Origin of the sequence: Buttiauxella gaviniae, from assembly GCF_040786275.1 — a bacterium.
GTDB classification, from domain to species: Bacteria; Pseudomonadota; Gammaproteobacteria; order Enterobacterales; family Enterobacteriaceae; genus Buttiauxella; species Buttiauxella gaviniae_A.
The window spans coordinates 3,233,790-3,259,203 of record NZ_JBFMVT010000002.1 but is presented as its reverse complement, the minus strand read 5'-3'; the positions used below and the strand labels follow the sequence as shown (position 1 = coordinate 3,259,203).

The 25,414-nt window shown below is 53.5% G+C and carries 24 protein-coding genes; 11 read left to right on the top strand and 13 right to left on the bottom strand.

The genetic code is table 11. From position 1 onward, the window contains the following. Positions 1–19 precede the first annotated feature (19 nt). Both nrdB and yfaE read left to right on the top strand, forming a co-directional pair. Positions 20–1,150: a class Ia ribonucleoside-diphosphate reductase subunit beta gene (gene nrdB / locus AB1E22_RS15700; RefSeq protein WP_367596163.1), complete on the top strand. Its 1,131-nt coding sequence runs from the start codon at positions 20–22 to the stop codon at positions 1,148–1,150. Between the two features lie 3 nt (positions 1,151–1,153). Further along, entirely contained in the window at positions 1,154–1,408 is a 255-nt protein-coding gene (gene yfaE, locus AB1E22_RS15695; protein WP_367596162.1) for a class I ribonucleotide reductase maintenance protein YfaE, read from the top strand. Between the two features lie 53 nt (positions 1,409–1,461). Here the strand turns inward: yfaE and AB1E22_RS15690 are convergent, their stop codons facing one another. Next, positions 1,462–2,658: a nicotinamide mononucleotide deamidase-related protein YfaY gene (locus AB1E22_RS15690; RefSeq protein ID WP_367596161.1), complete on the bottom strand. Its 1,197-nt coding sequence runs from the start codon at positions 2,656–2,658 to the stop codon at positions 1,462–1,464. Between the two features lie 98 nt (positions 2,659–2,756). Beyond that, on the bottom strand, positions 2,757–3,299 hold the full coding sequence (locus AB1E22_RS15685; protein WP_367596160.1) for a YfaZ family outer membrane protein: 543 nt from the start codon (positions 3,297–3,299) through the stop codon (positions 2,757–2,759). 260 nt (positions 3,300–3,559) lie between these two features. Between AB1E22_RS15685 and AB1E22_RS15680 the strand changes: the two genes are divergently transcribed. Further along, the gene (locus tag AB1E22_RS15680; RefSeq protein WP_367596159.1) at positions 3,560–4,999 is read left to right on the top strand and encodes a catalase; all 1,440 of its coding nucleotides are present in this window, start codon (positions 3,560–3,562) and stop codon (positions 4,997–4,999) included. Positions 5,000–5,059: 60 nt separating this feature from the next. Here AB1E22_RS15680 and menE read toward each other — a convergent pair whose 3' ends face one another. The 9 genes from menE to AB1E22_RS15635 all read right to left on the bottom strand — a co-directional run bounded on the left by menE (position 5,060) and on the right by AB1E22_RS15635 (position 13,427). Then, positions 5,060–6,427 carry an o-succinylbenzoate--CoA ligase gene (gene menE, locus AB1E22_RS15675; protein ID WP_367596158.1) on the bottom strand — a complete coding sequence of 456 codons (1,368 nt, stop codon included), beginning with the start codon at positions 6,425–6,427 and terminating at the stop codon, positions 5,060–5,062. Positions 6,428–6,457: 30 nt separating this feature from the next. Then, entirely contained in the window at positions 6,458–7,423 is a 966-nt protein-coding gene (gene menC / locus AB1E22_RS15670; RefSeq protein ID WP_367596157.1) for an o-succinylbenzoate synthase, read from the bottom strand. Continuing rightward, positions 7,423–8,280, bottom strand: a complete 858-nt coding sequence (gene menB, locus AB1E22_RS15665) for a 1,4-dihydroxy-2-naphthoyl-CoA synthase (RefSeq protein WP_367596156.1) — start codon at positions 8,278–8,280, stop codon at positions 7,423–7,425. The genes menC and menB overlap by 1 nt, the downstream gene beginning before the upstream one ends. Positions 8,281–8,374: 94 nt before the next feature. Further along, positions 8,375–9,139, bottom strand: a complete 765-nt coding sequence (gene menH, locus AB1E22_RS15660; protein WP_367596155.1) for a 2-succinyl-6-hydroxy-2,4-cyclohexadiene-1-carboxylate synthase — start codon at positions 9,137–9,139, stop codon at positions 8,375–8,377. After that, positions 9,136–10,806 (bottom strand): 2-succinyl-5-enolpyruvyl-6-hydroxy-3-cyclohexene-1-carboxylic-acid synthase, encoded by a 1,671-nt coding sequence (menD, locus tag AB1E22_RS15655; RefSeq protein ID WP_367596154.1) that lies wholly within the window; start codon positions 10,804–10,806, stop codon positions 9,136–9,138. Before menD ends, menH begins: the two co-directional genes overlap by 4 nt. Positions 10,807–10,888: 82 nt before the next feature. Beyond that, positions 10,889–12,190, bottom strand: coding sequence for an isochorismate synthase MenF (gene menF / locus AB1E22_RS15650; protein WP_367596153.1), 1,302 nt, complete (start codon positions 12,188–12,190; stop codon positions 10,889–10,891). A 121-nt stretch (positions 12,191–12,311) separates the two neighbouring features. Then, the gene (gene elaB, locus AB1E22_RS15645) at positions 12,312–12,611 is read right to left on the bottom strand and encodes a stress response protein ElaB (RefSeq protein WP_367596151.1); all 300 of its coding nucleotides are present in this window, start codon (positions 12,609–12,611) and stop codon (positions 12,312–12,314) included. Positions 12,612–12,682: 71 nt separating this feature from the next. Next, positions 12,683–13,132, bottom strand: a complete 450-nt coding sequence (locus tag AB1E22_RS15640; RefSeq protein WP_367596150.1) for a GNAT family N-acetyltransferase — start codon at positions 13,130–13,132, stop codon at positions 12,683–12,685. 88 nt (positions 13,133–13,220) lie between these two features. Beyond that, positions 13,221–13,427, bottom strand: coding sequence for a YbfA family protein (locus AB1E22_RS15635; protein ID WP_367596149.1), 207 nt, complete (start codon positions 13,425–13,427; stop codon positions 13,221–13,223). A gap of 308 nt (positions 13,428–13,735) precedes the next feature. Between AB1E22_RS15635 and kdpF the strand changes: the two genes are divergently transcribed. From kdpF to kdpE, 6 genes are all read left to right on the top strand, one after another. After that, positions 13,736–13,825 (top strand): K(+)-transporting ATPase subunit F, encoded by a 90-nt coding sequence (kdpF, locus tag AB1E22_RS15630; protein WP_367596148.1) that lies wholly within the window; start codon positions 13,736–13,738, stop codon positions 13,823–13,825. Further along, the gene (gene kdpA, locus AB1E22_RS15625) at positions 13,825–15,513 is read left to right on the top strand and encodes a potassium-transporting ATPase subunit KdpA (protein ID WP_367596147.1); all 1,689 of its coding nucleotides are present in this window, start codon (positions 13,825–13,827) and stop codon (positions 15,511–15,513) included. Before kdpF ends, kdpA begins: the two co-directional genes overlap by 1 nt. A gap of 13 nt (positions 15,514–15,526) precedes the next feature. After that, positions 15,527–17,575 (top strand): potassium-transporting ATPase subunit KdpB, encoded by a 2,049-nt coding sequence (gene kdpB, locus AB1E22_RS15620; protein WP_367596146.1) that lies wholly within the window; start codon positions 15,527–15,529, stop codon positions 17,573–17,575. A 12-nt stretch (positions 17,576–17,587) separates the two neighbouring features. Continuing rightward, positions 17,588–18,163, top strand: a complete 576-nt coding sequence (kdpC, locus tag AB1E22_RS15615; RefSeq protein ID WP_367596145.1) for a potassium-transporting ATPase subunit KdpC — start codon at positions 17,588–17,590, stop codon at positions 18,161–18,163. Between the two features lie 126 nt (positions 18,164–18,289). Further along, the gene (kdpD, locus tag AB1E22_RS15610; RefSeq protein ID WP_367596144.1) at positions 18,290–20,977 is read left to right on the top strand and encodes a two-component system sensor histidine kinase KdpD; all 2,688 of its coding nucleotides are present in this window, start codon (positions 18,290–18,292) and stop codon (positions 20,975–20,977) included. Then, a complete protein-coding gene (gene kdpE, locus AB1E22_RS15605; RefSeq protein WP_367596143.1) occupies positions 20,974–21,651 on the top strand; it encodes a two-component system response regulator KdpE in 678 nt (225 codons plus the stop codon). Before kdpD ends, kdpE begins: the two co-directional genes overlap by 4 nt. A 56-nt stretch (positions 21,652–21,707) precedes the next feature. Here kdpE and pgm read toward each other — a convergent pair whose 3' ends face one another. Next, a complete protein-coding gene (pgm, locus tag AB1E22_RS15600) occupies positions 21,708–23,351 on the bottom strand; it encodes a phosphoglucomutase (alpha-D-glucose-1,6-bisphosphate-dependent) (protein ID WP_367596142.1) in 1,644 nt (547 codons plus the stop codon). Between the two features lie 25 nt (positions 23,352–23,376). Then, positions 23,377–23,922, bottom strand: coding sequence for a replication initiation negative regulator SeqA (gene seqA, locus AB1E22_RS15595; RefSeq protein WP_367596141.1), 546 nt, complete (start codon positions 23,920–23,922; stop codon positions 23,377–23,379). Between the two features lie 184 nt (positions 23,923–24,106). Between seqA and ybfF the strand changes: the two genes are divergently transcribed. Then, positions 24,107–24,883 carry an esterase gene (ybfF, locus tag AB1E22_RS15590; protein WP_367596140.1) on the top strand — a complete coding sequence of 259 codons (777 nt, stop codon included), beginning with the start codon at positions 24,107–24,109 and terminating at the stop codon, positions 24,881–24,883. 135 nt (positions 24,884–25,018) lie between these two features. Further along, the gene (gene ybfE / locus AB1E22_RS15585; protein WP_367596138.1) at positions 25,019–25,300 is read left to right on the top strand and encodes a LexA regulated protein; all 282 of its coding nucleotides are present in this window, start codon (positions 25,019–25,021) and stop codon (positions 25,298–25,300) included. The last annotated feature ends 114 nt before the right edge of the window (positions 25,301–25,414 follow it).

Sequence of the window (25,414 nt, the reverse complement as noted above, 5' to 3'; positions counted from 1 at the left end):
TCAGACAGGACCCCAATTCATGGCTTACACCACTTTTTCACAGACGAAAAACGATCAACTTGCTGAGCCAATGTTCTTTGGCCAGCCGGTAAACGTGGCCCGCTACGATCAGCAAAAATATGACATCTTCGAAAAGCTGATTGAAAAGCAACTTTCCTTCTTCTGGCGTCCGGAAGAAGTCGACGTTTCCCGCGACCGTATCGACTACCAGGCACTGCCGGATCACGAAAAACACATCTTCATCAGCAACCTGAAATACCAGACGCTGTTGGACTCCATTCAGGGCCGCAGCCCGAACGTTGCGCTCCTGCCGCTGATCTCTATTCCTGAGCTGGAAACCTGGGTCGAAACGTGGGCGTTTTCCGAAACGATTCACTCGCGCTCTTACACCCATATCATCCGTAACATCGTTAACGATCCGGCGATTGTGTTTGACGACATCGTGACAAACCAGGAGATCTTAAAGCGCGCGAAAGATATCTCCGGTTATTACGACACGCTGATTGAAATGACCAGCTACTGGCATTTGCTGGGCGAAGGCACGCATACTGTGAACGGCAAAACCGTGACCGTGAATCTGCGTGCGCTCAAACGCCAGCTCTATTTATGCCTGATGAGCGTTAATGCGCTGGAAGCGATTCGCTTCTACGTCAGCTTCGCCTGCTCCTTCGCCTTCGCCGAGCGCGAACTGATGGAAGGCAATGCTAAAATCATCAAACTGATTGCCCGTGATGAAGCGCTGCACCTGACCGGCACTCAGCACATGCTGAACCTGATGCGTTCCGGTGAAGACGATCCAGAAATGGCAGAAATTGCTCTGGAATGCCGCCAGGAATGCTACGACCTGTTCGTGCTGGCCGCAGAGCAAGAAAAAGAGTGGGCAAGCTACCTGTTCCGCGACGGCTCTATGATCGGCCTGAACAAAGACATCCTCTGCCAGTATGTTGATTACATTACTAACATTCGTATGCAGGCGGTTGGCCTTGATCTCCCGTTCAAAACCCGTTCAAACCCAATCCCATGGATCAACGCATGGCTGGTGTCTGATAACGTGCAGGTTGCGCCGCAGGAAGTGGAAGTGAGTTCTTATCTGGTAGGCCAGATTGATTCGAACGTGAATACCGACGATTTAAGCGATTTCCAACTGTAATTTATGGGCCGCATTATTCTCAGTGTCACGGGCGCTCAACTCCAGTGTGAAGAAGAACACCCTTCATTGTTGGCAACGCTGGAATCACATCAGGTCGCCGTTGAGTATCAGTGCCGTGAGGGTTACTGCGGCTCCTGCCGGACACGATTGATTGCAGGCCAGGTAAAATGGCTGACGGAACCGTTAGCCTTTATTCAGCCCGGTGAAATTCTCCCCTGCTGCTGCCAGGCACAGGGCGATATTGAATTAGAGATGTAAAAAAACCTCCCAGGGCGTTATGCAATGAGAGGTTTTTTATGAGCTCTCATTAACTACGCCCGAATCACATCGACCACATTCACCCAGCCGTGTTCAGCCGCCACATCCCAGCCATTTAGCCAGCGACGCAGCATATTCAGGGCCATCATCGCACACACTTCCTGCCGCGTACGTAAAGCGTGACGATTCACGCTGAATTTCACCTGCAGGCCGTACGTGCCGGTCGGCGTATGCAGCGCGAAGTTGAGAAGTTCATCCTCCAGACTTCCTACCACCAGCGCCAGAGTGCTTCCCGCGTCTTGCGCAAAGGTTTTAGCGCGGGTGGTAATTTGCGCCAGCGTTTCAGGGCGCGCGGAGAGGATTTCGCTATTACCCAGCGGGGCTTGTGCGCCGGAAAGCTGCAAACACAATAGCCCGGCGGTGAACTGCTCACTCACTGCAATATTATGTGAGTGCTCGCGCAGACGTTCAGCTAGCTGCGCAGGCAGCCCTTCTGTGCCTTCGAAAATAGCACTCTCCCCGGCTACGCGCTGCACTTCCGGCCATACGGCTTCCATTTCTTTGCGCAAGCTGGCAGGCCCGGTCAGTTTCAGTTCAATAATGGGCATCGATGAGCGGTAGCCCATAACCGCACCTTCGGGTAACGGCAGCGGTTCCAGCTTTTGGGCGAGTTCGCTTTCAGAACGCCCGAACGTCGTCAGACGCAGGCAAACAGGTGGCTCAGGCAGCACAAAGCGCTCGCGCAGGCGCGGCATAATTTGCTGCTCAACCATCACTTTAAATTCAGAAGGCACACCTGGCGTGAAAAACATCAGGCAGCGGTTTAGTTGCAGAGCAAACCCGCACGCGGTACCTACGGGGTTATCCACCATTTCGCTGCTCGCCGGGATTAACGCTTGTTTGCGATTGCTCGGGGCCATTTCACGCCCGCGCTCGGCAAAGAAGCGCTCCATATGTTCGAGCCATTCCTGATGCATCACCAGTTCTACGCCTGCGGCGGTTGCGGCGGCAAGCGCACTTAAATCGTCGCTGGTTGGCCCAAGGCCACCGTTCACAATCAGCACATCAGCCTGTTCGCTGCGCTCGGAAAGCACCGCAATTAAATCTTCGAGACTGTCGCCCACCGTATTCCGGCGCGACATCGGTAAACCCTGGTTAAAAAAGTAATCAGCAAGCCAGGCTGCGTTGGTATCAATAATTTGACCGTGCAGCACTTCGTCGCCGGTAGAGAGCATTTCCACTTTTATCATCGTTGTACTCCGCGGGAAGATAACGATTTACTATAACTCAAGCAGAATAGATTGACTGAAATGAATAGGCCGCGGCAGAACGCCGCGGCCTGAAAAGATTAGAAACTTGCGCTTACGCCGACGTATGGGCCGTCAGCGATAGTGTTATTACGGTCGCCGTCTTTACCATCAACACCGATATAACGGTAACCCGCTTCAACGCTGATTGGGCGCATGATGCTCCAACGCGCACCGCCGCTCGCTTCCTGGTAGTTTTTCACGCCGCTAGAGAGTGAATCCGGGGAATAGTAATAGTCACCGAAAACAGTGAAGCTTTCAAAGATCGGCCAGCTCAGGCCGCCGCCCACAGCAACGGCGTAACCTTCTTTACTATCGTTCGGGTTCAGATAAACGCCGCGACCGCCCACGGTTGCCATCATAGGCCCCAGGGGAATATTCAGGCCTAAACCCAGGCCTACGATATCGCCATCGTCGTCGTTATGTGCGTAGTTACCGTTGATAGCAATACCGCTTGATTCTGTACCAAAGCCAACACCCACATTGGTATATTTTTCACCCGCTTCACCGCTGATACTGATAGCGCTTGCTGATGCAGAAACAAGTGCTAAACCCACAGCGCCAGCCATTAATAATTTATTCATGCTTTCAATCCTGAGCAGAAAAAGGGATATCCCTGAAAAAACGCCGATTCTACAGTCACAGATGATCTAATCAACGGGCCTGGAATGCTTTTTAACATTCGTTTGTAAGAAAATGAAAAAAAAATGCATTGCCGTCGCCGGATCAAGGTATCGCAATGATAGAAAATGCCAAATTGCTCCTAAGCCATAACATCCCTATAAACAGTTCGACACCTCGTTAAACGTATGGCTGTCACTTACATTGGTAAATGGAGACAATAATGAGCAAGAAAGGATTGACTACTGCCGCCGGGGCACCCGTTGCCCACAATAATAATGTTGCAACCGCAGGCCCTCGCGGCCCAATGCTGTTACAGGACGTATGGTTTCTTGAGAAACTGGCTCACTTTGACCGCGAAGTGATCCCTGAGCGCCGTATGCACGCCAAAGGTTCCGGTGCGTTTGGTAAGTTTACCGTCACCCATGACATTACCCCGTTCACCCGCGCGAAGCTGTTCTCTGAGATTGGTAAGCAAACTGAGCTATTCATTCGCTTCTCAACCGTTGCAGGCGAGCGCGGTGCGGCAGATGCCGAGCGTGATATTCGCGGCTTCTCAATGAAGTTTTATACCGAGGAAGGCAATTGGGATTTAGTCGGTAACAACACGCCTATTTTCTATCTGCGCGATCCACTTAAATTCCCTGATCTGAACCACGTAGTAAAGCGTGACCCGCGCACCAACCTGCGTAACGCCACCTACAAATGGGATTTTTTCTCACAGCTTCCTGAAACCCTGCACCAGTTAACTATCGACTTCAGCGACCGCGGGCTGCCACGTTCTTATCGCCATATTCACGGTTTTGGTAGCCATACGTTCAGCTTTATTAATAGCGACAATCAGCGTTTCTGGGTGAAATTCCACCTGAAAACGCAGCAGGAAATCGCCAACTTGATGGACGATGAAGCGGCGGAGATTATCGCCAATGACCGTGAAAGCTCCCAGCGCGATCTGTTTGATGCCATCGAAAGCGGTAATTTCCCGCGCTGGAAATTCTACGTGCAGGTTATGCCGGAAGCCGAAGCATCACAAACGCCATATAACCCGTTTGATCTAACAAAAGTCTGGCCGCACGGTGACTATCCGCTGATTGAAGTGGGTGAGCTGGAACTGAATCGTAACCCGGATAACTACTTTGCTGATGTTGAGCAAGTGGCGATGTCTCCGGCAAACGTGGTGCCGGGCATTGGTTTCTCTCCAGACCGTATGTTGCAAGGCCGCCTCTTCTCTTATGGCGATGCCCATCGCTACCGTTTAGGCGTTAACCATCACCAAATCCCGGTGAATGCACCAAAATGCCCGTTCCACAATTACCATCGCGATGGTGCGATGCGCATCGACGGCAACAGCGGCAATGGCGCGACGTATGAGCCAAACAGCTTTAATGTGTTCCAGGAACAGCCTGATTTTAGCGAGCCGCCATTAAGTCTCGAAGGGGCTGCGGATCACTGGAATCATCGTGAAGATACCGACTATTTCACGCAGCCACGCGCGCTCTATAACCTGCTGAGTGCTGAAGAGCATCAACGTATGTTTAACCGCATCGCCGGGGATATGAAAGATGTTCCAGAGTTTATTCAGGCGCGTCAGATTGCGCTGTTTAATCAGGTGCATCCGGAATACGGTGCGGGTGTAGCGGCAGCACTTAACGCATTGAAATAATATTATTTTCGGCGGGGTTGATCCCCGCCTGAAGTGAAGTGCGTAATTTCGTAGGTCGGATTAGCGTGAGCGACATCCGGCATTAACCCACAGGGTTAACTGCGCCCGTGAAATTTTAATTCCGCCCTGCATAAGCTCCTCGGGTAAACGCAACCAACGCACCGGCTGCTGAAAACGCGCCACTTTTCCCTGGAGCCACTCGGTAAGCAGCGATAAATCAAAATCGTCACCGGCTTCAACAACCGCTACCGGGCGCTGCCCAAATTCAGCATCGTCAATCGGTACCACAAATACTTGTTTGATTGCCGGATGCGTAACGATAACGCGCTCAACGTCTTCGGGCTGAATCCCCTCCCCGCCGCTGAAAAAAAGATTATCCAGACGGCCGACAATCGTCAGACGATTTTCGTGCATTACGCCACGATCGCGTGTTGCAAACCATCCATGGGAGTTTACTAACGGTTCAACTTTTCCCGCTTTCCAGTAGCCCGAGGCGAGACTGTTTGCGCGAATCCATATTTCTTCATCAATGATTTTCACTTCACGACCCGGCAGCGCTTCGCCAACGTCAGGCAAACCGTCAGCGCGTTTAGCGCAAACCGTCGACGCAAGTTCGGTAAGCCCGTAACCGCACCAGCAACTTATACCTTTCGCCTGCGCAGATTCCGTGAGCTCCACGGGAATCGCCGCGCCACCCAACAACACTTCGCGCAACGCAAGCGGCTGCGACTGTTCCAGCAAACGCCAGAGTTGGGTCGGCACAAGCGATGCGTGCGTACAATCTTGCAGGGCGTCACACAGAGGATGTAAATCACGCACCACCAGACAACCACCCGCCAGTAACCAGCGCCAGAAAATGCCCTGCCCGGAAACGTGAAATAGCGGTAGCGACAGCAGCCAGCTATCGCTCGGGCCGTAGTTCATCACCGACAACACGCCCGCAGCACTCGCAAGATGTGCATCGCTGGTATGTACTGCGGCTTTAGGTAAACCGGTGGAGCCGGAGGTTAACGTCATCGACGCATATCGGGACGGCAGCCATTGCGCCTGAAAACGCTCGCCATGATGCATAGACAAAACAGGAATATCGGAAACGCTCAGCGGCGCTGCCAACGTTAACGCGTGGCTAATGGTTAGCTCGGGTAACAGTTGTTCCAGCAAAGAGTCCGGCAGTTGCGGATTGAGCGGCAACACCCGCGCACCACATTGCAGCAACGCCAGAAAGGCCAGAACCATTTCCGGGCCATTTTTTGACCGCAACGCGACGCCATTCCCTTCCCGTACCCCTTGCTGGTAAAAACCGCCCGCAAGGGTATCAACCTCCTGGCATAACTCTGCCCAGCTCAGGGTTTCGTGGCCTAATCTAACAGCCGGTTGTGAGCCACGAATTTGCGCCCAGTGCTGCCACGGGAAATCTTGAAAAATCATGATGTTTGAAAGTTCTTCGTCTTTGAATAATCAAAGCACTTGTTCGAGGGAGCCTAACGACCAGCATGGTAACGGACTATTCGGCCACTGACGTACTAACTGAGCCTGCATTAACGACAGCGTATCCAGACCTGGCATCGTTTGCGGCGTCAGCCATGCGGCGATGCGTGCCAGTTGCGTTAAACCAAGGCTCGATTCAATAGATGAACTGATAACCGCCGTCAGACCCAATGCATGAGCAGCCTCAACCTGCTGGCGAACTTTCGCAAGACTGCCCGTTAGCGTCGGCTTAATAACCACTGCCCTTAAACCTGGTTCCGCAGCAAACTCAAAGTCAGGTTCCCGCAGGCTCTCATCCCAGGCGATATTAATGCCCGTTTCGCGAGCAAACTCGCGAGACTGCTCGCGGGTTTTGCACGGTTCTTCAATGAATGCAATACGTGGGCGGAAATCTGGATTCACATATTTGGCGAACTGCTGCGCTTTGAGCGGCGTCCATCCGCGGTTGGCATCCAGACGCAACTGTAAATCAGGCATGGCTTCAAGCAGCAAATTGACCACCATGCCGTCGCGCACCGCCTCGTACAAGCCCACTTTCACCTTGGCGATTTTCTCGCCTGGGATTGCAGCGAGCATTTCAAACAGTTCATCGGGATCGCCCGTGCACAGCGGGGCGGCGCGGTAATCCGCCGCCAGCGGTAATTCACCGCTAATTTCCGCCAGCGCACAGCTTAGGCCAAACGCTACCGAAGGCATTTCCGGTAAGGCGCAATCGCTCCCCGTTTGCCAGTCTTGCAGCCAAACCTGCGCCACGTTTTGGGCCTCATCCACCGTTTCAGCGCTAAAACCCGGCAGCGGTGAAATTTCCCCGAAGCCTTGTTTATCGCCATCCGTCAGACGTACCAGCAGCCCATCGCGTGTTTTCAGGCGCCGCTCGCGCAGCACCACGCCCGCATCCATCGGCACCTGAAAGCGCCACAGTTCGACGCGACGCATTACGGATTCCGTTTAAATTTGCTGAAGTCCGGCTGGCGTTTTTGGTTGAACGCGTTGCGGCCTTCCTGACCTTCTTCGGTCATGTAGAACAGCATGGTGGCGTTACCCGCAAGCTCCTGCAAACCGGCCTGACCGTCGCAATCCGCATTCAGGGCAGCTTTCAGGCAGCGCAGCGCCATCGGGCTGTTTTGCAGCATTTCACGGCACCAGCGCACGGTCTCTTTTTCCAGATCGGCATTCGGTACTACGGTGTTCACCAGACCCATTTCCAGCGCTTCTTTCGCATCGTACTGACGGCACAGGAACCAGATTTCACGCGCTTTTTTCTGGCCGACGATACGCGCCATGTAAGAAGCACCCCAGCCACCGTCAAACGATCCCACTTTCGGGCCAGTTTGGCCGAAGATGGCGTTTTCCGCCGCAATGGTCAGGTCGCACATCATGTGCAACACATGGCCGCCGCCGATGGAAAAACCGGCAACCATCGCCACAACAGGTTTTGGACAGGTACGAATCTGGCGCTGGAAATCCAGCACGTTCAGATGGTGAGTTCCGCTTGCATCCTGATAGCCGCCGTAATCGCCACGCACTTTTTGGTCGCCACCGGCGCAGAACGCTTTTTCGCCTTCGCCAGTCAGGATAATGGTCCCGATATTGTCGTCATAGCGAGCGTCAGCCAGGGCGTTGATCATCTCTTTCACGGTCAATGGGCGGAAGGCGTTACGCACTTCCGGGCGGTTAATGGTGATTTTCGCGATGCCATCGGCAGATTTGTGATAGCGAATATCGGTGTAACCTTCCGAGCAGTCCTGCCATTCAATCGGGGCATAGAGCATTTGTTCATCCGGGTAAATCATGGTGTATCCTCGATAAGTTTTCGCAATATATTCGTCATACTTCAAGCTGCAGGGGGGTTGGCTTTACACCCTCGCCGCTTACCTGCAAATCGAATTATTTAGAGCATAAATTAAGTAAGCAGGCACTGAATGCAGCGGGATTTTCCCGGTGCGCATTATGGCCCGCGGCGGCAATAACATGCGGTGACAATTCCAGGCTTTGCGCCACGGCGCGGAATTTTTCGTCCCGTTCACCGCAAAGGTAGTAAAAAGGCAGCGGCAATTTTTTTAGTGCGGCCTGCAAATCAGGCTGGTTACCCAGCGATGTGGCCTCGAGCATGGCGGCGAGAGTAAGCGCGTTATTCTGGCTACGCGTGCTGATTAGTGCACGGCGTTGCTCGTCGTTTAGCGAATGAAACACGGGCTGCTGATACCAGTCAGAAAGAACCGCTGTTAAGGGTTCTGTGCTTAACCGCTGCGCCCAAAGATGGTCGCTGTTTTTCCTCTCATAGCGAGCGTTTTCGTCGGCAAGGCCTGGATGCGCACCTTCCACAATCAGCCCGCACAAACCGCGATTCCCACCCTGACAAGCATGGTACATCGCCACACGCCCGCCGAGGGAGTAACCCACCAGCCAGTAATTTAGTATGTTGTAACTAAGTAGCGTGTTGCGCAGCAGTTTGTCGACCTGGGTGAAATCGCCTGCCACTACGTTCGCGGATTCTCCGTGACCGGGCAGATCAACTAGCAACTGCGGCCAGTCGGCAAAATTCTCGCAAAGTGCTAGCCACTCGCGGTGGCTTCCTAAAAATCCATGCAGCCAGACCAGACATGGCAAACTGGTATTGCGCCCTTCACGGTAGGTCGCGTGCAGGATCATGCCTGGCTTACCTGCGCCAGCAAATGCTGCAAGGTTTGCGCGCCGTCAGTTTCTGCGACGGTTAATTCGATAATTGTAGCTTCCGGGCGCAGCCATGCTCGGGTGACCGCATCATGCAACTCATCCCAGTTCGTCGGGTTGTGATAGGTGAGGCCAAACATCGCCGCCGCAGGGGCAAAATTGACGTTTTGCGGCATACAGTAAAAGCGTTCGCGCTCGACGGCAGGCGTGGGCAGCAGCGAGAAGATTTGCCCGCCATTATTATTCACGATCAGCAAAACAAACGGGGCGGAAACCTGGCGCAATAACGCCAGTGAATTGATGTCATAAAGGGCTGACAGATCGCCCACAATCGCAAGCGTCGAGCGAGCGGTAGCGCGTTGCACACCCGCAGCCGTTGAGAGCAAACCGTCGATACCGCTTGCGCCACGGTTGCTGTAAACCGGATAACCCGCTGGCAACTGTGCGAAAGCATCCACCAGGCGAACAATCAGACTGTTACCGACAAACAGTTGCCCCGCATCAGGAAGCAGTTTCGGCAAACGTGCGGCCACCTGGGCTTCGCCAAATTCTACGGTGCCCTTTTCCACGGTTTCCTGAGCAAGCTTTGCCAGGGGAGATAACGTCTCGGCCCAGGCCGTGCGTTTTTCCGCAGGGTGCAACTCCAGCCACTGGGTGATGTCACATGCAAGGCGACGGCCACGATGGTTCGCAGGGTCGAGGCGGTTGGGTAAGCTGTCCACCAGCCAGTACTCTTCCGGCTCACACGTTGCTTGCCATTGCAGAACGCGTTTTCCCGTCAGGCTGCTGCCAAACTGGATAATTATTTGTGCTTCGGCGAGTTCGGTCACCGCCTGGCTGTTACTCAGCCAGAGATCTGCGCACGGTAGCGGTTGCCCCGTTTGCGATAACACATCGGCAATCAACGGCCAGCCCAGCATTTTTGCCCATACCGCAACCTGTTTACCTTCTTCGGCATTTAAACGCCCGGCAACCACAACGCCGCGCTTTTGGCGCCAGAAGAACCAGTCGCGCTGTTTCAGCGCTTCGAGGGCCGAACCTGTGCGCAACCAAGGTTTATCACTTTTCCACCAGTCGCCAAGCGCCTGTTGCCAGCTCATACCGGTTTCGTCCGGCTCGCCATACAGCGGCTCGGCAAACGGGCAGTTGATGTGAACAGCGCCGCCCATTTGTTGGCCCAGGGCGTTATCAATTGTCGAAACCAACCAGCGGGCAGGAATATCCTGCGTGGGACGCGGTAAATTAATGGATTGCGTTGGGTGAGAGCTGAATATTCCAGGTTGGCGGATTGCCTGATTGGCTCCGCAATCAATAAGCTCTGGTGGACGATCGGCAGTGAGAACCACCAGTTTTTCGCCTGTCAAACCCGCTTCAATGATCGCCGGATAGAGATTGGCAACAGCCGTCCCCGAGGTCACAATAATCGCGACCGGAGCCTGGCTCGCTTTTGCCAGCCCTAGTGCCAGATGCCCTAAACCCCGTTCGTCAAAATGGGTATGACAAATAAAGGCTCGATTTTCAGCCGCCCCAAGGGTTAACGGCGTCGAACGCGAACCCGGCGCGATACACACATGGCGTACACCGTGGCGGGTTAGCGCTTCAAGAATTACCGTAGCCCAACGGCGGTTAAATGAGCTTATCGACATGATTTGGTCCTGAGTCAATTTTGCTGACTCATTATAATTATTGCTGAGACGGTTATTTTGATGTGGGTCGGTAAACAGCCACTCAGAATGCAGCTTTCGTCAGCAAGGTACGTAATCCGGCGGCTTTATTTTCTATTTCCTGCCACTCTTCCATCGCATCGGAGCCCGCGACAATACCCGCGCCTGCGTATAAGCGCACGATATTATTGGTGACTTTTGCCGAACGTAGGGCGACACAAAATTCAGCCTGGCGTTGCGATAAATACCCTGCCGAACCCGCATACCATTCGCGCTCAAACGGTTCATTTTGCGCGATAAAATCATGGGCGACATCGCGCGGCAGCCCCGCCACAGCCGCTGTGGGTTGCAGCATTGCAAGGCATGCGGCGTCGTCAGGCTGCGTAAGATCGGTCCAGATACAGCGACGCAGATGCTGCACTTTTCTCAGTCGCACCACCTGCGGGGGCAGCACGTCGATTGCGCCCACGGTTTTTTGCAAACGCTGGCAAATATCTTCCACAACCAACATGTTTTCACGTTGGTTTTTATCATCTTTTAACAGCCACTGCCCGAGGGTCCAGGCACGATGGTCATCCGGATGATTAGCAACCGTCCCGGCCAGCGCTTCGGTACGCAATGCGTTATCTATGCGCCGCCACAGGCGCTCGGGGCTTGAGCCAAGAAACGCATGACTCGCGTCGAACACCATCAGAAAATGGTAGCAATTGAGATTCACCCGGCGGCTGGCGGCCATAAAACCTGCCGCAGAAACGGCGGTAGTAAATTGCAGGTCGGTTGCTCTTGCCAGTACGACTTTATCGAGTTGATGTTCTTCAATCGCAGTAATTGCGCGGCCAATCAACTGTTGCCATTCAGGTTCGGCGGGGAAATGCTGCTCGCCAACGCAATTCAAACGCTGCAACGGTAGCTGTTTGGCTGGCAAGATTTGTTCGAGGAATTGTTGCGCCGCACGGGCATCATCTTGTAAAGAGGTGTCGCTATAAAGTTGAAGACAGAGAAAAGCCCCGCCGCCGGTGCGCCGCCATTCGAGCCTTGGGAGGAATAAAAAACTTTTAGCGGGATCAAAAGCATTCACGCCGGTGATACGGATGGTCGGTTGGTCGGCGTAATCATCCAGAAAAGCGCGGGCAGTATTTAATGTTTCAAAATGACGCACCGCTCCGAGGGCGGCGATTTCGTCATCGCCATTACGCTGCTGCCAATAGAATTGAGGATAAAGGGGCTGGCTGGTCAACCAGGCAAGGGCATCTGAGGCATTGCTCAGGTTTAAGGCAAACGATAATTGCTTTAAGCCTGGCGCGTCCGCAAATTCTGCGTTCAATGCAAGCTGTAACTGTTGCAGCGCGATGACAACTGAATTCACGTGGACCTCACCTTCCCTGAAAACCTTCAATTATACGTGGTCATGGCGGCAAAAAAAAATCCCACCCAATAGGTAAGATTTTGTTTAACCGGCGCACGGTAAAAAATGCGCCGGTTGGCGCTTAGCGTCGGGCGAGCAAAAGCCCTAACACCAGGCCTGCGGCAGCCCCGACACCAATTCCTTGCCACGGTTTTTCATGGACATAGTCATCAGCACGATAAGCTGCTTTTTTAGCACGATAGTAATAATTGTCTGACGCATTGCTAACCCGGTCTTTGACTTCGCTGAGCGCCTTTTCGGCACGTTCTTTCAGCTCAATGTACTTTTGGTCGGCAGGGTCACCTGAGGAACGCAGGACTTCTTCCAGCGTTTCACTCAGCAAAGTTAGGTCATCATCAAGACGAGATTCATACGGTTGCATCACTGTTCTCCGTGTTTAAGGAAATACTCGTCCGCTAACTATAGACAATACTTAGCCTTCTCGCCTGGCGATTAACGATTCGCCATACCGATATGTGGAATACCGTCTTCGTCGTACACATCCGTTACCGGGATAAAACCGAAGCGCGCGTAGAACGATTGCAGATGTGCCTGTGCGCCCAAATACACCGTTTTGTCCGCCCAGTGCTGCTGGCAGGAAGCCATCGCCTGCTCCATTAATTGATACCCTAGTTTTTCGCCGCGCACGCTTTTGTCGATAATCACACGGCCAATTACCACGGGATCAAATTCACTCTCACTTTTCAAAATACGGGCATAGGCCACCAGTTTACCGCCCTTCCAGCCGAGAATATGGCGGTTTTCGCCGACCAGATCGTCGCCGTCAATATCCTGATAAGGGCAGTTTTGTTCGACAACAAACACTTCATTGCGTAACGCCAGAAGGGTGTAGAGATCGGTAACGCTTAATTCTGAATGGTGTAAATCTTGCCAAATTAACATGCGGTTGCCCTCTATTTTATCTATGGGCTTATCTTCACGCATAAAAAAACCGCCAGCAAGTGGCGGTTTTTCTTATCTTCCAGCGAACTCAGTAGAAATCACCGGAGGCGGCTTCGGCCTGCGCCATCCAAACCGGTTTCTCACTGGTTTTAGACCACACGCGATGCAAATAGCTGTAAAAACGAGCGCGATCTTTCCAGAACAGCATCACCGGCAGGGCCAGGATACCCGCTAATACAACACATGTGCGACGCAGGAAAACCTGATGCACAGGATAGTCTTTATATAAAGTCATAGGTTTCTCCCTCAAATGTGACCGGTAGCAAACACCGGGAAAATAGAACTTGTCATCTGGCTAAAATAGTATCGCATTGGCTGAAAGTTTACTACTCCTCCGACCACTTAAAGTCACTTTTTGCGATGAATTTACATTCCCTGCCGTAACTAAGTTACAAAATAGTTAAATAAATACTAATCATTAGTTAATTAATGGCTTTTGCAATTTTTATACTTTTTTTACACCCCGCCCCCAGACTTTTACGACATCTTTGCACGCGAATTCTTACCCTCTGTCCATATCCTTAACGCCTCTGGAGGTGGATTGTGAGTGCAGGACTGATTGCTGGCGTGGTGCTAGTTTGTGTGCTGTTGGGCTATTTGATTTACGCCCTGATTAATGCGGAGGCATTCTGATGGCCGCCTCCGGTTTTTTATTAATTGCCAGTTTCCTGGTCGTTCTTTTTATCCTGGCAAAACCCCTGGGGAGCGTGCTGACGCGCCTGATCGAAAACGAGCCGCTGCCGGTTGTGGGAAGAATGGATTCGCTCCTGTGGAAAGTGTTGGGCTCCGACGCCACAAGCGAAATGAACTGGAAGCGTTATCTCGCCGCCATTATGGTCTTTAACGTTCTGGGCCTGCTGGTGTTGTTTGTCATTTTATTAGCGCAAGGACACTTACCTCTCAATCCGCAGCAACTACCCGGCCTCTCCTGGCATCTGGCGCTCAACACGGCGGTCAGTTTTGTCGCCAATACCAACTGGCAGTCATATAGCGGGGAAACCACGCTGAGTTATTTCAGCCAGATGGTCGGCCTTACGGTGCAAAACTTCTTGTCAGCGTCGACGGGGATTGCCGTGGTGTTTGCGTTGATTCGCGCTTTTTCGCGCCACAGCGCCAACACATTGGGCAACGCGTGGGTCGACTTAACTCGCATTACGCTTTACATCCTGCTGCCGATTTCGCTGTTGATTGCGCTGTTCTTTATCAGCCAGGGGACATTACAGAACGTGGCGGCTTATCAGCCTTTCACCACGCTGGAAGGCGTGCATCAGGTATTACCGATGGGCCCCGTGGCTTCGCAAGAAGCGATAAAAATGCTCGGCACCAACGGCGGCGGCTTCTTTAATGCCAACTCGTCCCACCCGTTTGAGAACCCAACGGCGCTAACCAACTTTGTACAAATGCTGGCGATCTTTTTGATCCCTACCGCCCTGTGCTTTTCATTTGGTGAAGCGGTAGGTGACAAACGCCAGGGCCGGGCCATTTTATGGGCGATGGGCGTGATTTTTGTCATCTGCGTCGCGGTGGTGATGTGGGCCGAAATGCGCGGTAACACGCATTTCACCCTGCTCGGCGCTGACAGCAACATCAATATGGAAGGCAAAGAGAGCCGCTTTGGCATTCTGGTCAGTAGCCTGTTTTCCGTGGTGACGACCGCCGCGTCCTGTGGCGCAGTCAACGCTATGCATGACTCATTTACCGCGTTAGGCGGCATGATCCCAATGTGGCTGATGCAGATTGGTGAAGTGGTGTTCGGCGGCGTGGGCTCTGGCCTGTACGGCATGCTGCTCTTTGTGTTGCTGACGGTGTTTATCGCCGGGCTGATGATTGGCCGCACGCCGGAATATCTGGGCAAAAAAATCGACGTAGCGGAAATGAAAATGACCGCGCTGGCGATTCTGGTCACCCCTACTCTGGTACTGCTTGGCACGGCACTCGCCATGATGACCGAAGCCGGTCGCGCGGGCATGTTAAACCCGGGCATTCACGGCTTTAGCGAAGTGCTGTACGCCGTCTCTTCCGCCGCCAACAACAACGGCAGCGCGTTCGCCGGTTTAAGTGCCAATACGCCGTTCTGGAACGTACTACTCGCAGTGTGTATGTGGTTTGGCCGCTTTGCCGTAATCGTACCGGTGATGGCGATTGCCGGTTCGCTTGTCACCAAAAAATCGCAAACCGCAGGGGTTGGCACACTCCCCACGCATGGCCCACTGTTTATCGGCTTGCTGATTGGCACCGTGCTGTTAGTGGGTGCGCTGACCTTTATTCCCGCCCTCGCATTAGGCCCGGTTGCGGAACACCTTTCCCTGGTTAATTTGTGATTAAGAGGCTTCCATGAGTCGCAAGCAACAGGCGCTATTTGAACCATCGCTGATTCGTCAGGCGCTGATTGATTCGTTTAAAAAACTTACCCCGCAGGTGCAGTGGCGTAACCCGGTGATGTTTATCGTTTGGGTCGGCAGCGTGTTGACCACCGTACTAGCCGTCGCGATGTATAGCGGAAAGCTGCAAGGCGACGCGCTGTTTACCGCTGCCATCAGCCTCTGGCTGTGGTTTACCGTGCTGTTCGCAAACTTTGCCGAAGCGCTGGCAGAAGGCCGCAGTAAAGCGCAAGCCAATAGTCTGAAAGGCGTGAAGAAAACCAGTTGGGCTCGCAAACTTCGCGCCCCGCAGCATGACGCGCAGATGGATCACGTTCCTGCCGCGGATTTGCGTAAAGGCGATATCGTGCTGGTGGAAGCGGGCGATATCATCCCGTGCGATGGCGAAGTGCTGGAGGGCGGTGCGTCTGTCGATGAGAGTGCGATTACAGGTGAATCCGCACCGGTGATTCGTGAATCGGGCGGCGACTTTGCCTCCGTAACGGGCGGGACACGTATTCTTTCCGACTGGCTGGTGATTCAGTGCAGCGTGAATCCCGGTGAAACCTTCCTCGACCGCATGATTGCGATGGTGGAAAGTGCCCAGCGCCGTAAAACGCCAAACGAAATCGCGCTGACCATTTTGTTAGTGGCGCTGACGATTGTATTTTTACTGGCAACCGCCACGCTCTGGCCGTTCTCACAATATGGCGGCGTGGCGGTCAGCGTGACCGTTCTGATTGCGCTGTTAGTCTGTTTAATTCCCACCACTATCGGCGGATTGCTTTCCGCGATTGGTGTCGCCGGGATGAGCCGCATGCTGGGCGCAAATGTGATTGCCACCAGCGGGCGGGCGGTAGAAGCGGCGGGCGATGTGGATGTGCTACTGCTGGATAAAACCGGCACCATTACCCTTGGGAACCGCCAGGCTTCAGATTTCCTGCCGGCTCCGGGAATTGAAGAAAAAACCCTGGCCGATGCGGCGCAGCTTTCCTCTCTTGCCGATGAAACGCCGGAAGGCCGCAGCATCGTCGTGCTGGCAAAACAGCGCTTTAACCTGCGCGAACGCGATGTGCAAAACCTGCATGCCACGTTTGTACCGTTTACCGCGCAAACTCGCATGAGCGGGATCAACATTCAGGATCGGATGATCCGCAAAGGTTCTGTCGATGCGATTCGCCGCCACGTTGAAGCCAACGGCGGCCACTTCCCGCCGGCTGTCGATACGCTGGTAGAAGGTGTGGCACGTGCGGGGGGTACGCCGTTAGTCGTTGCGGAAGGTGCAAATGTGCTGGGCGTTATCGCGCTTAAAGATATCGTCAAAGGCGGCATTAAAGAACGCTTTGCCCAGCTACGCCAGATGGGCATTAAAACCGTAATGATCACCGGTGATAACCGCCTGACCGCAGCCGCGATTGCCGCCGAAGCGGGTGTCGATGATTTCCTGTCGGAAGCCACGCCGGAAGCCAAATTGGCTTTAATTCGTCAATATCAGGCGGAAGGCCGTTTAGTGGCGATGACAGGGGACGGCACCAACGATGCCCCGGCGCTGGCGCAGGCGGACGTAGCCGTTGCCATGAACTCCGGAACCCAGGCCGCAAAAGAAGCGGGCAACATGGTGGATTTGGATTCCAACCCCACCAAATTGATTGAAGTGGTGCATATCGGTAAACAAATGCTGATGACGCGTGGCTCGCTGACCACCTTCAGTATTGCCAACGACGTGGCGAAATATTTCGCAATTATCCCCGCGGCGTTTGCCGCCACTTATCCGCAGCTCAATGCCCTGAACGTGATGCATCTGCACTCCCCTGCCTCGGCTATTTTAAGCGCGGTCATTTTTAACGCGCTGATCATCATCTGCCTGATCCCCCTGGCGTTGCGCGGCGTGAGCTACAAACCGTTAAGCGCCGCCGCCATGTTACGCCGCAACCTGTGGATTTACGGTTTAGGCGGATTAATTGTGCCGTTTGTTGGTATCAAAATTATCGATCTGTTCCTGACCGTGTGCGGCCTGGTTTAAGAGGAAAAACAAATGACTACCTTACGTCCCGCTATACTGTTACTGATTTTACTGACCCTGGTTACCGGTGGGCTTTATCCGCTCCTGACCACGCTGTTAGGCCAGTGGTGGTTCCCGGCGCAGGCCAACGGCTCGCTCATTATTGATACGAACGTTGTGCGCGGCTCAAGCCTGATTGGGCAAAACTTTACTCAGGCCAGGTATTTACAAGGCCGCCCTTCTGCTACCGCAGAAACCCCTTATAATCCGATGGCCTCGGGCGGGAGTAATCTGGCGGGCAGTAATCCAGAGTTAGATAAGCAAGTTACCGAACGTGTAGCAGCGTTACGTGCGGCAAATCCGCAGGCAAAACCAGCGGTTCCGGTAGAACTCGTAACCGCTTCAGCGAGTGGCCTTGACGGGCAGATTTCACCCCTGGCGGCAGCCTGGCAAATCCCGCGTATTGCCAAAACGCGCAATTTGCCGGTTGAACAAGTTGAGCGTTTGATAGTTGAAAACACCACACAGCCGTTGGTCGGTTTTATCGGCAAACCGGTGGTAAATGTGTTGTTGGTTAATATGGCTTTGGATGCACTTCAGGCTCCATAAAAAAACTGTCGGATGACGCAGAGCTTATCCGACCAACCCGGCCAGAAATGGTTTTGTAGGGTGGATAAGCGTCCGCGCCATCCACCAAAAATACCAGGGATTATCTTCGGCCCACCAGGAGTTGTTATGACAGAGGAACCACTGCGCCCTAATCCCGATAAATTACTGGAGCAGGTCGGACGCCCGGCTCGAGGAAAACTGAAAATCTTTTTCGGGGCCTGCGCGGGCGTAGGGAAAACCTACGCCATGCTTCAGGAGGCGCAACGCCTGCGGGCGCAGGAGCTGGATATTCTGATTGGCGTGGTGGAAACGCACGGCCGTAAAGAGACCGCCGCGTTGCTCGACAGACTGGATTTGCTGCCAGCAAAACGTATCCATCATCGCGGGCGTTGGGTTCAGGAGTTCGATCTCGACGCCGCTCTGGCGCGTAACCCGGCCTTGATTCTGATGGACGAACTGGCGCACAGCAATGCACCCGGCTCTCGCCACCCCAAGCGCTGGCAAGATGTGGAAGAGTTGCTGGACGCGGGCATCGATGTTTTTACGACCGTCAACGTGCAGCATCTCGAAAGCCTGAATGACATCGTGGGTGGTGTAACCGGTATTCAGGTGCGCGAAACCGTACCCGATCCGATTTTTGATGCCGCCGACGAAATCGTGTTGGTTGATTTACCCCCTGACGATTTGCGCCAGCGCCTGCATGAAGGAAAGGTGTATATCGCAGGCCAGGCCGAACGCGCCATCGAACACTTTTTCCGTAAAGGGAATTTAATTGCCCTGCGCGAACTGGCGTTACGCCGCACCGCCGATCGCGTCGACGACCAAATGCGCGCCTGGCGCGAAAACCAAGGCCAGGAAAAAGTCTGGCATACGCGAGATGCCATTTTATTGTGCATCGGCCACGGCTCGGGCAATGAAAAACTGGTGCGAACCGCCGCGAGACTTGCGGCAAAACTGGGTAGCGTGTGGCACGCGGTTTATGTTGAAACCCCACTGCTTCACCGTTTACCGGAACATCAACGCCGCGCTATTTTAGCCGCATTACGCCTCGCCCAGGAGCTGGGTGCCGAAACCACCACGCTTGCCGATCCGGCAGAAGATAAAGCGATTTTACGTTACGCCCGTGAGCATAATCTCGGGAAGATAATTATTGGCAGGCGGACGACGCGACGCTGGTGGAGCCGTGAATCCTTTGCCGATAAATTAGCGCGCCGTGCGCCCGATCTCGATCTGGTGATTGTGGCGTTGGATGACAAACCCTCTGTCTCTTCGCCGTCCACCCAGGATTCCCGTAGTTTCAGCGAGAAATGGCGCGTACAACTCCGCGGCTGCGGCGTTGCCATCGCGCTTTGTGCTGTGACGACATTTATTGCCAATCAGTGGTTAATGGCGTTTGACGCCGCAAACCTGGTGATGCTCTATTTATTGGGCGTGGTGATTGTAGCGTTGTTCTATGGTCGCTGGCCGTCGGTGCTGGCAACGGTGATAAGCGTCCTCAGTTTCGATCTATTTTTTATCGCCCCGCACGGCACGCTGGCGGTTTCTGATATTCAGTATTTGTTAACCTTTGCGGTCATGCTTACCGTCGGCCTGGTTATCGGCAACCTGACGGCGGGCGTGCGTTATCAGGCGAGAATCGCCCGCTATCGCGAGCAACGCACCCGCCATCTTTATGAGATGTCTAAAGCGCTCGCCGCCGAGCGCACTCCGCAGGATATTGCCGCCACCAGCGAGCTGTTTATTAATAACAGTTTTAATGCCCGCGCCCAGTTGCTGCTGCCCGATGAAAACGGGGTTCTGAAGCGGGCGAATGCGCAAAGCGAGCCGCAAAATTGGGACGAAGCCATCGCCCGCTGGAGCTTTGATAAAGGCCAGCCAGCCGGTGCCGGGACAGACACGCTGCCGGGCGTGCCGTATCAGATTTTGCCGCTTAAAACGCCCGCAAAAACGCTCGGCCTGCTGATTGTCGAACCGAGTAATTTGCGTCAGCTAATGATCCCCGAGCAGCAACGCCTGCTGGAAACTTTCACATTGCTGGCCGCCACGGCGCTTGAACGATTATTACTGACAGCAAGCGAGGAACAGGCGCGGCTTTCCAGCGAACGCGAACAGGTGCGTAATTCACTGCTCGCTGCACTTTCACACGATTTGCGTACCCCGCTAACCGTGCTGTTTGGTCAGGCAGAAATTCTGACGCTGGATCTGGCGTCTGAAGGTTCTAAGCATGCCCCGCAGGCCAATGACATTCGCCAGCACGTGCTTAATACCACCCGCCTGGTTAATAATTTGCTGGATATGGCGCGTATACAGTCCGGCGGATTTAACCTGCGCAAAGAGTGGCTCACGCTCGAGGAAGTGGTGGGTAGCGCGTTAAAAATGCTGGAGCCGAGCCTCGGCGGGCGTCATATCGCACTGGATTTGCCCGATCCGCTGATGCTTATTCACGTCGACGGCCCGCTGTTTGAACGCGTGCTGATAAACCTGCTGGAAAACGCCGTAAAGTACGCAGGTTTTCAGGCAAACATTGGCATTCACGCCCAACCCGTGGCGGATAAACTGGATCTTGAAGTTTGGGATAGCGGACCGGGCATTCCTGCTGGTAAAGAGCGGCTAATCTTTGATAAGTTTTCACGGGGCAATAAAGAGTCCGCCATTCCCGGCGTCGGTTTGGGTCTGGCAATTTGTCAGGCGATAGTCGAAGTGCATGACGGAAAGATCTTTGCGGCCAATCGCCCGGAAGGCGGCGCGAGTTTTCATGTTATTTTACCCCTGCCCCCGGCACCGGAAATGGCAGAGATGAACGAGGCTTTGTGATATCAGTTCTGATTGTTGAAGATGAAAAAGAGATCCGCCGTTTTCTGCGCACCGCGCTGGAAGGGGAATCGTTACGCGTTCATGAAGCCGATACGCTACAAAGGGGTTTGCTGGAAGCCGCCACGCGCAAACCCGATTTAGTGATCCTTGATCTTGGTTTACCGGATGGCGACGGCATTGATTTTATTCGCGATTTTCGCCAGTGGAGCCAGACGCCGATTGTGGTACTTTCTGCTCGCAGCGATGAACAAGTTAAAATTGATGCGCTGGATGCCGGAGCCGATGACTATCTCAGTAAACCGTTTGGCATTGGTGAATTACAGGCGCGTTTGCGCGTGGTGCTGCGCCGCCATGCAAGCCTTGCGCAGCCCGATCCGGTTTATCAGTTTTCTACTATCACCGTTGATCTCGCCTCGCGGCGCATTACACGCGAGGGGGCGGAGATTCACCTCACTCCGATTGAATTTCGCCTGCTCGCCACGCTGTTAAATAACCACGGTAAAGTGCTGACTCAGCGCCAGTTGCTCAACCAGGTTTGGGGGCCAAATGCCGTGGAGCACAGCCACTATCTGCGGATTTATATGGGGCATTTGCGTCAGAAACTGGAAAGCGATCCGGCGCGCCCAAGCCATCTGTTGACCGAAACAGGGATTGGTTATCGATTTATGTTGTAGCTATCAACAGACGTAAAAAAGGCGCCTTCACGGCGCCTTTTCACTGTTATTAACGCTTATTTCGCGCTTGAAAGCACTTCGCTAACAATCTCAACCGCTTCTTTCTCGATTTGCAGGCGATGCTCTGCACCCAAGAAACTTTCACAGTAGATTTTGTACGCATCTTCCGTACCGGAAGGACGTGCTGCAAACCAGCCGTTTTCGGTCATCACTTTCAGGCCGCCAATGGATGCGCCGTTACCTGGTGCCGCGGTTAAGCGTGCGGTAATCGGGTCGCCCGCCAGCGTACTTGCGCTAACCATTTCAGGGGAAAGTTTGGACAGTGCCGCTTTCTGCGCAGACGTGGCTGGCGCTTGCAGACGGTTATAGCTTGGCGCACCGAAACGGGCAGCCAGTTCGTCATAATGCTGCTGCGGATTTTTACCGGTTACGGCGGTAATTTCTGCCGCCAGCAGGCACATGATGATGCCGTCTTTATCGGTGGACCACGGCGTGCCGTCGAAACGCAGGAATGATGCCCCGGCGCTCTCTTCACCGCCAAAGCCAAAGCTTCCGTCAAATAAGCCGTCGACAAACCATTTGAAACCAACCGGCACTTCTACCAGCTTGCGGCCCAAATCATTCACCACACGGTCAATCATCGCAGAAGAAACCAGGGTTTTACCCACTGCAACATCTTTGCCCCACTGCGGACGATGCTGGAACAGGTAATTAATCGCAGCAGCCAGGTAATGGTTCGGGTTCATCAGGCCCGCAGGCGTGACGATACCGTGGCGGTCGTAATCCGGGTCATTGGCAAATGCCAAATCAAACTTGTCACGCAGCGCCAGCAAACCCGCCATTGCGCATTCGGAGGAGCAATCCATACGGATAGCGCCGTCTTTATCGAGATGCATGAAGCGGAAGGTTTGATCGACGTGATCGTTAACAATCGTCAGATCCAGATTGTAGTGCTTCGCAATACGCTGCCAGTATTCGATACCGGAACCACCGAGCGGATCAACGCCCAGTTTCAGGCCCGCTTTCTGGATAGCAGCCATATCAACGATATCCACCAGCCCTTCGATAAACGGCTGAATCAGATCTTGTTCTTGCACGTGGCCGCTTGCCCACGCCTGATCAAGAGAGATGCGTTTTACGTCTTTCAAACCGTTAGCCAGCAGCGTATTAGCGCGATCTTCAACCACTTTGGTGACGTTAGTATCAGCCGGGCCACCGTTTGGCGGATTGTATTTGATACCGCCGTCATCCGGTGGGTTGTGCGAAGGCGTAATAACGATACCGTCCGCTTGTGCACCACCTGATTTGTTGTGCGTCAGAATGGCATGAGAGATAGCAGGTGTCGGCGTATAGCCGTTTGCCTGCTGCACAATGACATCCACACCGTTCGCAGCCAGCACTTCCAGCACGGAGATAAACGCAGGTTCAGACAGCGCGTGAGTATCTTTACCCACATAGCACGGCCCGGTAATTCCATTTTTTGCACGATCTTCTGCAATCGCCTGAGCAATCGCCAGAATGTGAGGCTCGTTGAAATTATGACGTGCCGCACTGCCACGGTGACCGGAAGTTCCGAACTTCACCGCGTGTTCGCTATTCCCCACTTCAGGCTTCAGCACATAATACTGGGCCGTGAGTTGGGCTACGTTAATCAAATCGCTCTGTTGTGCCGGTTGTCCTGCACGAGGGTGGTTAGCCATTGGCCTTTCCTTCTGACGCGAGGTGTTAGATTGTGCCGCAAACCTTTTCAATCAATTCCGCCGGGAACTGCATTGATTGCATGATGTGTTCGATCATGCTGCATTTACGACCCGTATTGGTATTAGTAATGACCCAGTATGGCGTGCCTGGAACATGCTTAGGTTTAGTCTGGTTGCCGTTAGCAAGGAGCGTTTGCTCGTTACCGGCAAAATAGACGCGGGTGCGACCATGCAGCGATTCGGTCGCTTCACCAAAAGCATGAGCATCGAGGGTATACAGCGTAGAAAGCACCATCATGAAACGGTTAACAGCTTTCTTTTGTTCTGCATATTCATCGGAAAGCAGCAGTTCACGCACCGCGCGAACACGATCGCGTGCTTTGTTTACGGGTTTGGCTTCCGGAGCGGCGACAACTTGTGCTGCCTGGCCGGTCGTTGCTGGTGTAGCAGGCGTTTGGCCGGCGGTAAATTTCAACATGCGCCGTAAAATGTCGGACGCGCTCTCACCAATGTGCTGCGTGTGGCTGGCAATATAGCGATAGAGCTCGTCATCAACTTCAATTGTTTTCATCTTAATCCAGTGCGATATCTTTTCTGAATACAAGTTGTTGGGATTATAGGGACAAATCCCAACCTCGGGTAGCGCCAAGCTTTTGTCACACCACAAAGTCAGACTAGACTGAATATTTGCGGCACAGCGGCAGGATGCCGTTATGATACCCTAACCTCACGAAGTAAAAAAAAAGAACTTTGCCATGAAATTGAATGCTCGCCTGCAAACTGCGCAACAATCGACTAGTAATTCCCCCATCGTACTTATTCACGGTCTTTTTGGTAGCCTGGATAATCTTGGCGTGCTGGCCCGTGACCTTGGGCAAAATCACACGCTGCTGCAAATTGATCTTCGCAACCACGGTTTATCACCACGTAGCCCAGAGATGAACTACGCCGCCATGGCGCAGGACGTAGTGGAAACGCTCGATGAATATGGCGTTGAGAAAGCGATTATCATCGGTCATTCGATGGGCGGCAAAGTGGCGATGGCGCTGACCGCGATTGCACCGCAGCGCATCGATAAATTAGTGCTCATTGATATTGCGCCGGTGGATTATCAGGTTCGCCGCCATGACGAGATTTTTGCGGCAATTAATGCGGTTAGTGCCGAGAAAATCACAACGCGTCAGCAGGCCGCGAAAGTGATGCGTGAATACCTTAATGAAGAAGGTGTGATTCAGTTCCTGCTGAAATCTTTTACCGATGGTGAATGGAAATTTAATGTGCCGGTGTTGTGGGAGCAGTACGAAAATATTGTCGGCTGGAAAAAAATTCCGGCGTGGAACGAACCGGCACTGTTTATACGCGGTGGCACCTCGCCTTATGTGGATGAATCACACCGTAGCGAACTGCTTTCGCAGTTCCCGCAGGCGCGTGCACATGTGGTTGCCGGAGCCGGGCATTGGGTCCATGCCGAAAAACCTGATGCTGTTTTGCGCGCAATCCATCGTTTTATCGACCTAACAGCCGCAAACTGATTAAAAACAGACCGACTGGCCGCAAGATGCGGCTAACGCGTTGGCGCGCAAGCCATGCTGATGTATGATTGCGCGCTAAATTGCGCCAGAGCACCCCGCTCCGTGCCACCTGAATTCCCTGTCAGTAGTCTAATCATGGCAAAAGAACAAACGGACCGTACTACATTAGATCTGTTCGCGGACGAGCGTCGCCCGGGGCGACCAAAAACCAATCCGCTAACGCGTGATGAGCAGTTGCGTATCAACAAACGCAATCAACTCAAGCGCGATAAAGTACGCGGCCTGAAGCGAGTGGAGTTAAAGCTCAACAATGAGGCGGTAGAGGCTCTTAATCAGTTGGCTGAAGCGCGCAATATCAGCCGCAGTGAACTGATTGAAGAGATACTGCTCGAACAACTGAAGCAACATCTTAGTTAGATATCGTGTTATACCCATTAGCATTCGAGTTGCAGGACGATGGGTATAATGTTGCAGTCTGTGCACTACAGGGTTATAGCAGTTTCCGCCCCGTGATGTGTTCTGCTATGATTG

Bases quoted from the DNA above. Each gene is read 5' to 3' on its own strand.
- nrdB (WP_367596163.1), top strand. From the start codon at position 20: ATGGCTTACACCACTTTTTCACAGACGAAAAACGATCAACTTGCTGAG.
- yfaE (WP_367596162.1), top strand. From the start codon at position 1,154: ATGGGCCGCATTATTCTCAGTGTCACGGGCGCTCAACTCCAGTGTGAA.
- AB1E22_RS15690 (WP_367596161.1), bottom strand. From the start codon at position 2,658: ATGATAAAAGTGGAAATGCTCTCTACCGGCGACGAAGTGCTGCACGGT.
- AB1E22_RS15685 (WP_367596160.1), bottom strand. From the start codon at position 3,299: ATGAATAAATTATTAATGGCTGGCGCTGTGGGTTTAGCACTTGTTTCT.
- AB1E22_RS15680 (WP_367596159.1), top strand. From the start codon at position 3,560: ATGAGCAAGAAAGGATTGACTACTGCCGCCGGGGCACCCGTTGCCCAC.
- menE (WP_367596158.1), bottom strand. From the start codon at position 6,427: ATGATTTTTCAAGATTTCCCGTGGCAGCACTGGGCGCAAATTCGTGGC.
- menC (WP_367596157.1), bottom strand. From the start codon at position 7,423: ATGCGTCGCGTCGAACTGTGGCGCTTTCAGGTGCCGATGGATGCGGGC.
- menB (WP_367596156.1), bottom strand. From the start codon at position 8,280: ATGATTTACCCGGATGAACAAATGCTCTATGCCCCGATTGAATGGCAG.
- menH (WP_367596155.1), bottom strand. From the start codon at position 9,139: ATGATCCTGCACGCGACCTACCGTGAAGGGCGCAATACCAGTTTGCCA.
- menD (WP_367596154.1), bottom strand. From the start codon at position 10,806: ATGTCGATAAGCTCATTTAACCGCCGTTGGGCTACGGTAATTCTTGAA.
- elaB (WP_367596151.1), bottom strand. From the start codon at position 12,611: ATGCAACCGTATGAATCTCGTCTTGATGATGACCTAACTTTGCTGAGT.
- AB1E22_RS15640 (WP_367596150.1), bottom strand. From the start codon at position 13,132: ATGTTAATTTGGCAAGATTTACACCATTCAGAATTAAGCGTTACCGAT.
- AB1E22_RS15635 (WP_367596149.1), bottom strand. From the start codon at position 13,427: ATGACTTTATATAAAGACTATCCTGTGCATCAGGTTTTCCTGCGTCGC.
- kdpA (WP_367596147.1), top strand. From the start codon at position 13,825: ATGGCCGCCTCCGGTTTTTTATTAATTGCCAGTTTCCTGGTCGTTCTT.
- kdpB (WP_367596146.1), top strand. From the start codon at position 15,527: ATGAGTCGCAAGCAACAGGCGCTATTTGAACCATCGCTGATTCGTCAG.
- kdpC (WP_367596145.1), top strand. From the start codon at position 17,588: ATGACTACCTTACGTCCCGCTATACTGTTACTGATTTTACTGACCCTG.
- kdpD (WP_367596144.1), top strand. From the start codon at position 18,290: ATGACAGAGGAACCACTGCGCCCTAATCCCGATAAATTACTGGAGCAG.
- pgm (WP_367596142.1), bottom strand. From the start codon at position 23,351: ATGGCTAACCACCCTCGTGCAGGACAACCGGCACAACAGAGCGATTTG.
- seqA (WP_367596141.1), bottom strand. From the start codon at position 23,922: ATGAAAACAATTGAAGTTGATGACGAGCTCTATCGCTATATTGCCAGC.
- ybfF (WP_367596140.1), top strand. From the start codon at position 24,107: ATGAAATTGAATGCTCGCCTGCAAACTGCGCAACAATCGACTAGTAAT.
- ybfE (WP_367596138.1), top strand. From the start codon at position 25,019: ATGGCAAAAGAACAAACGGACCGTACTACATTAGATCTGTTCGCGGAC.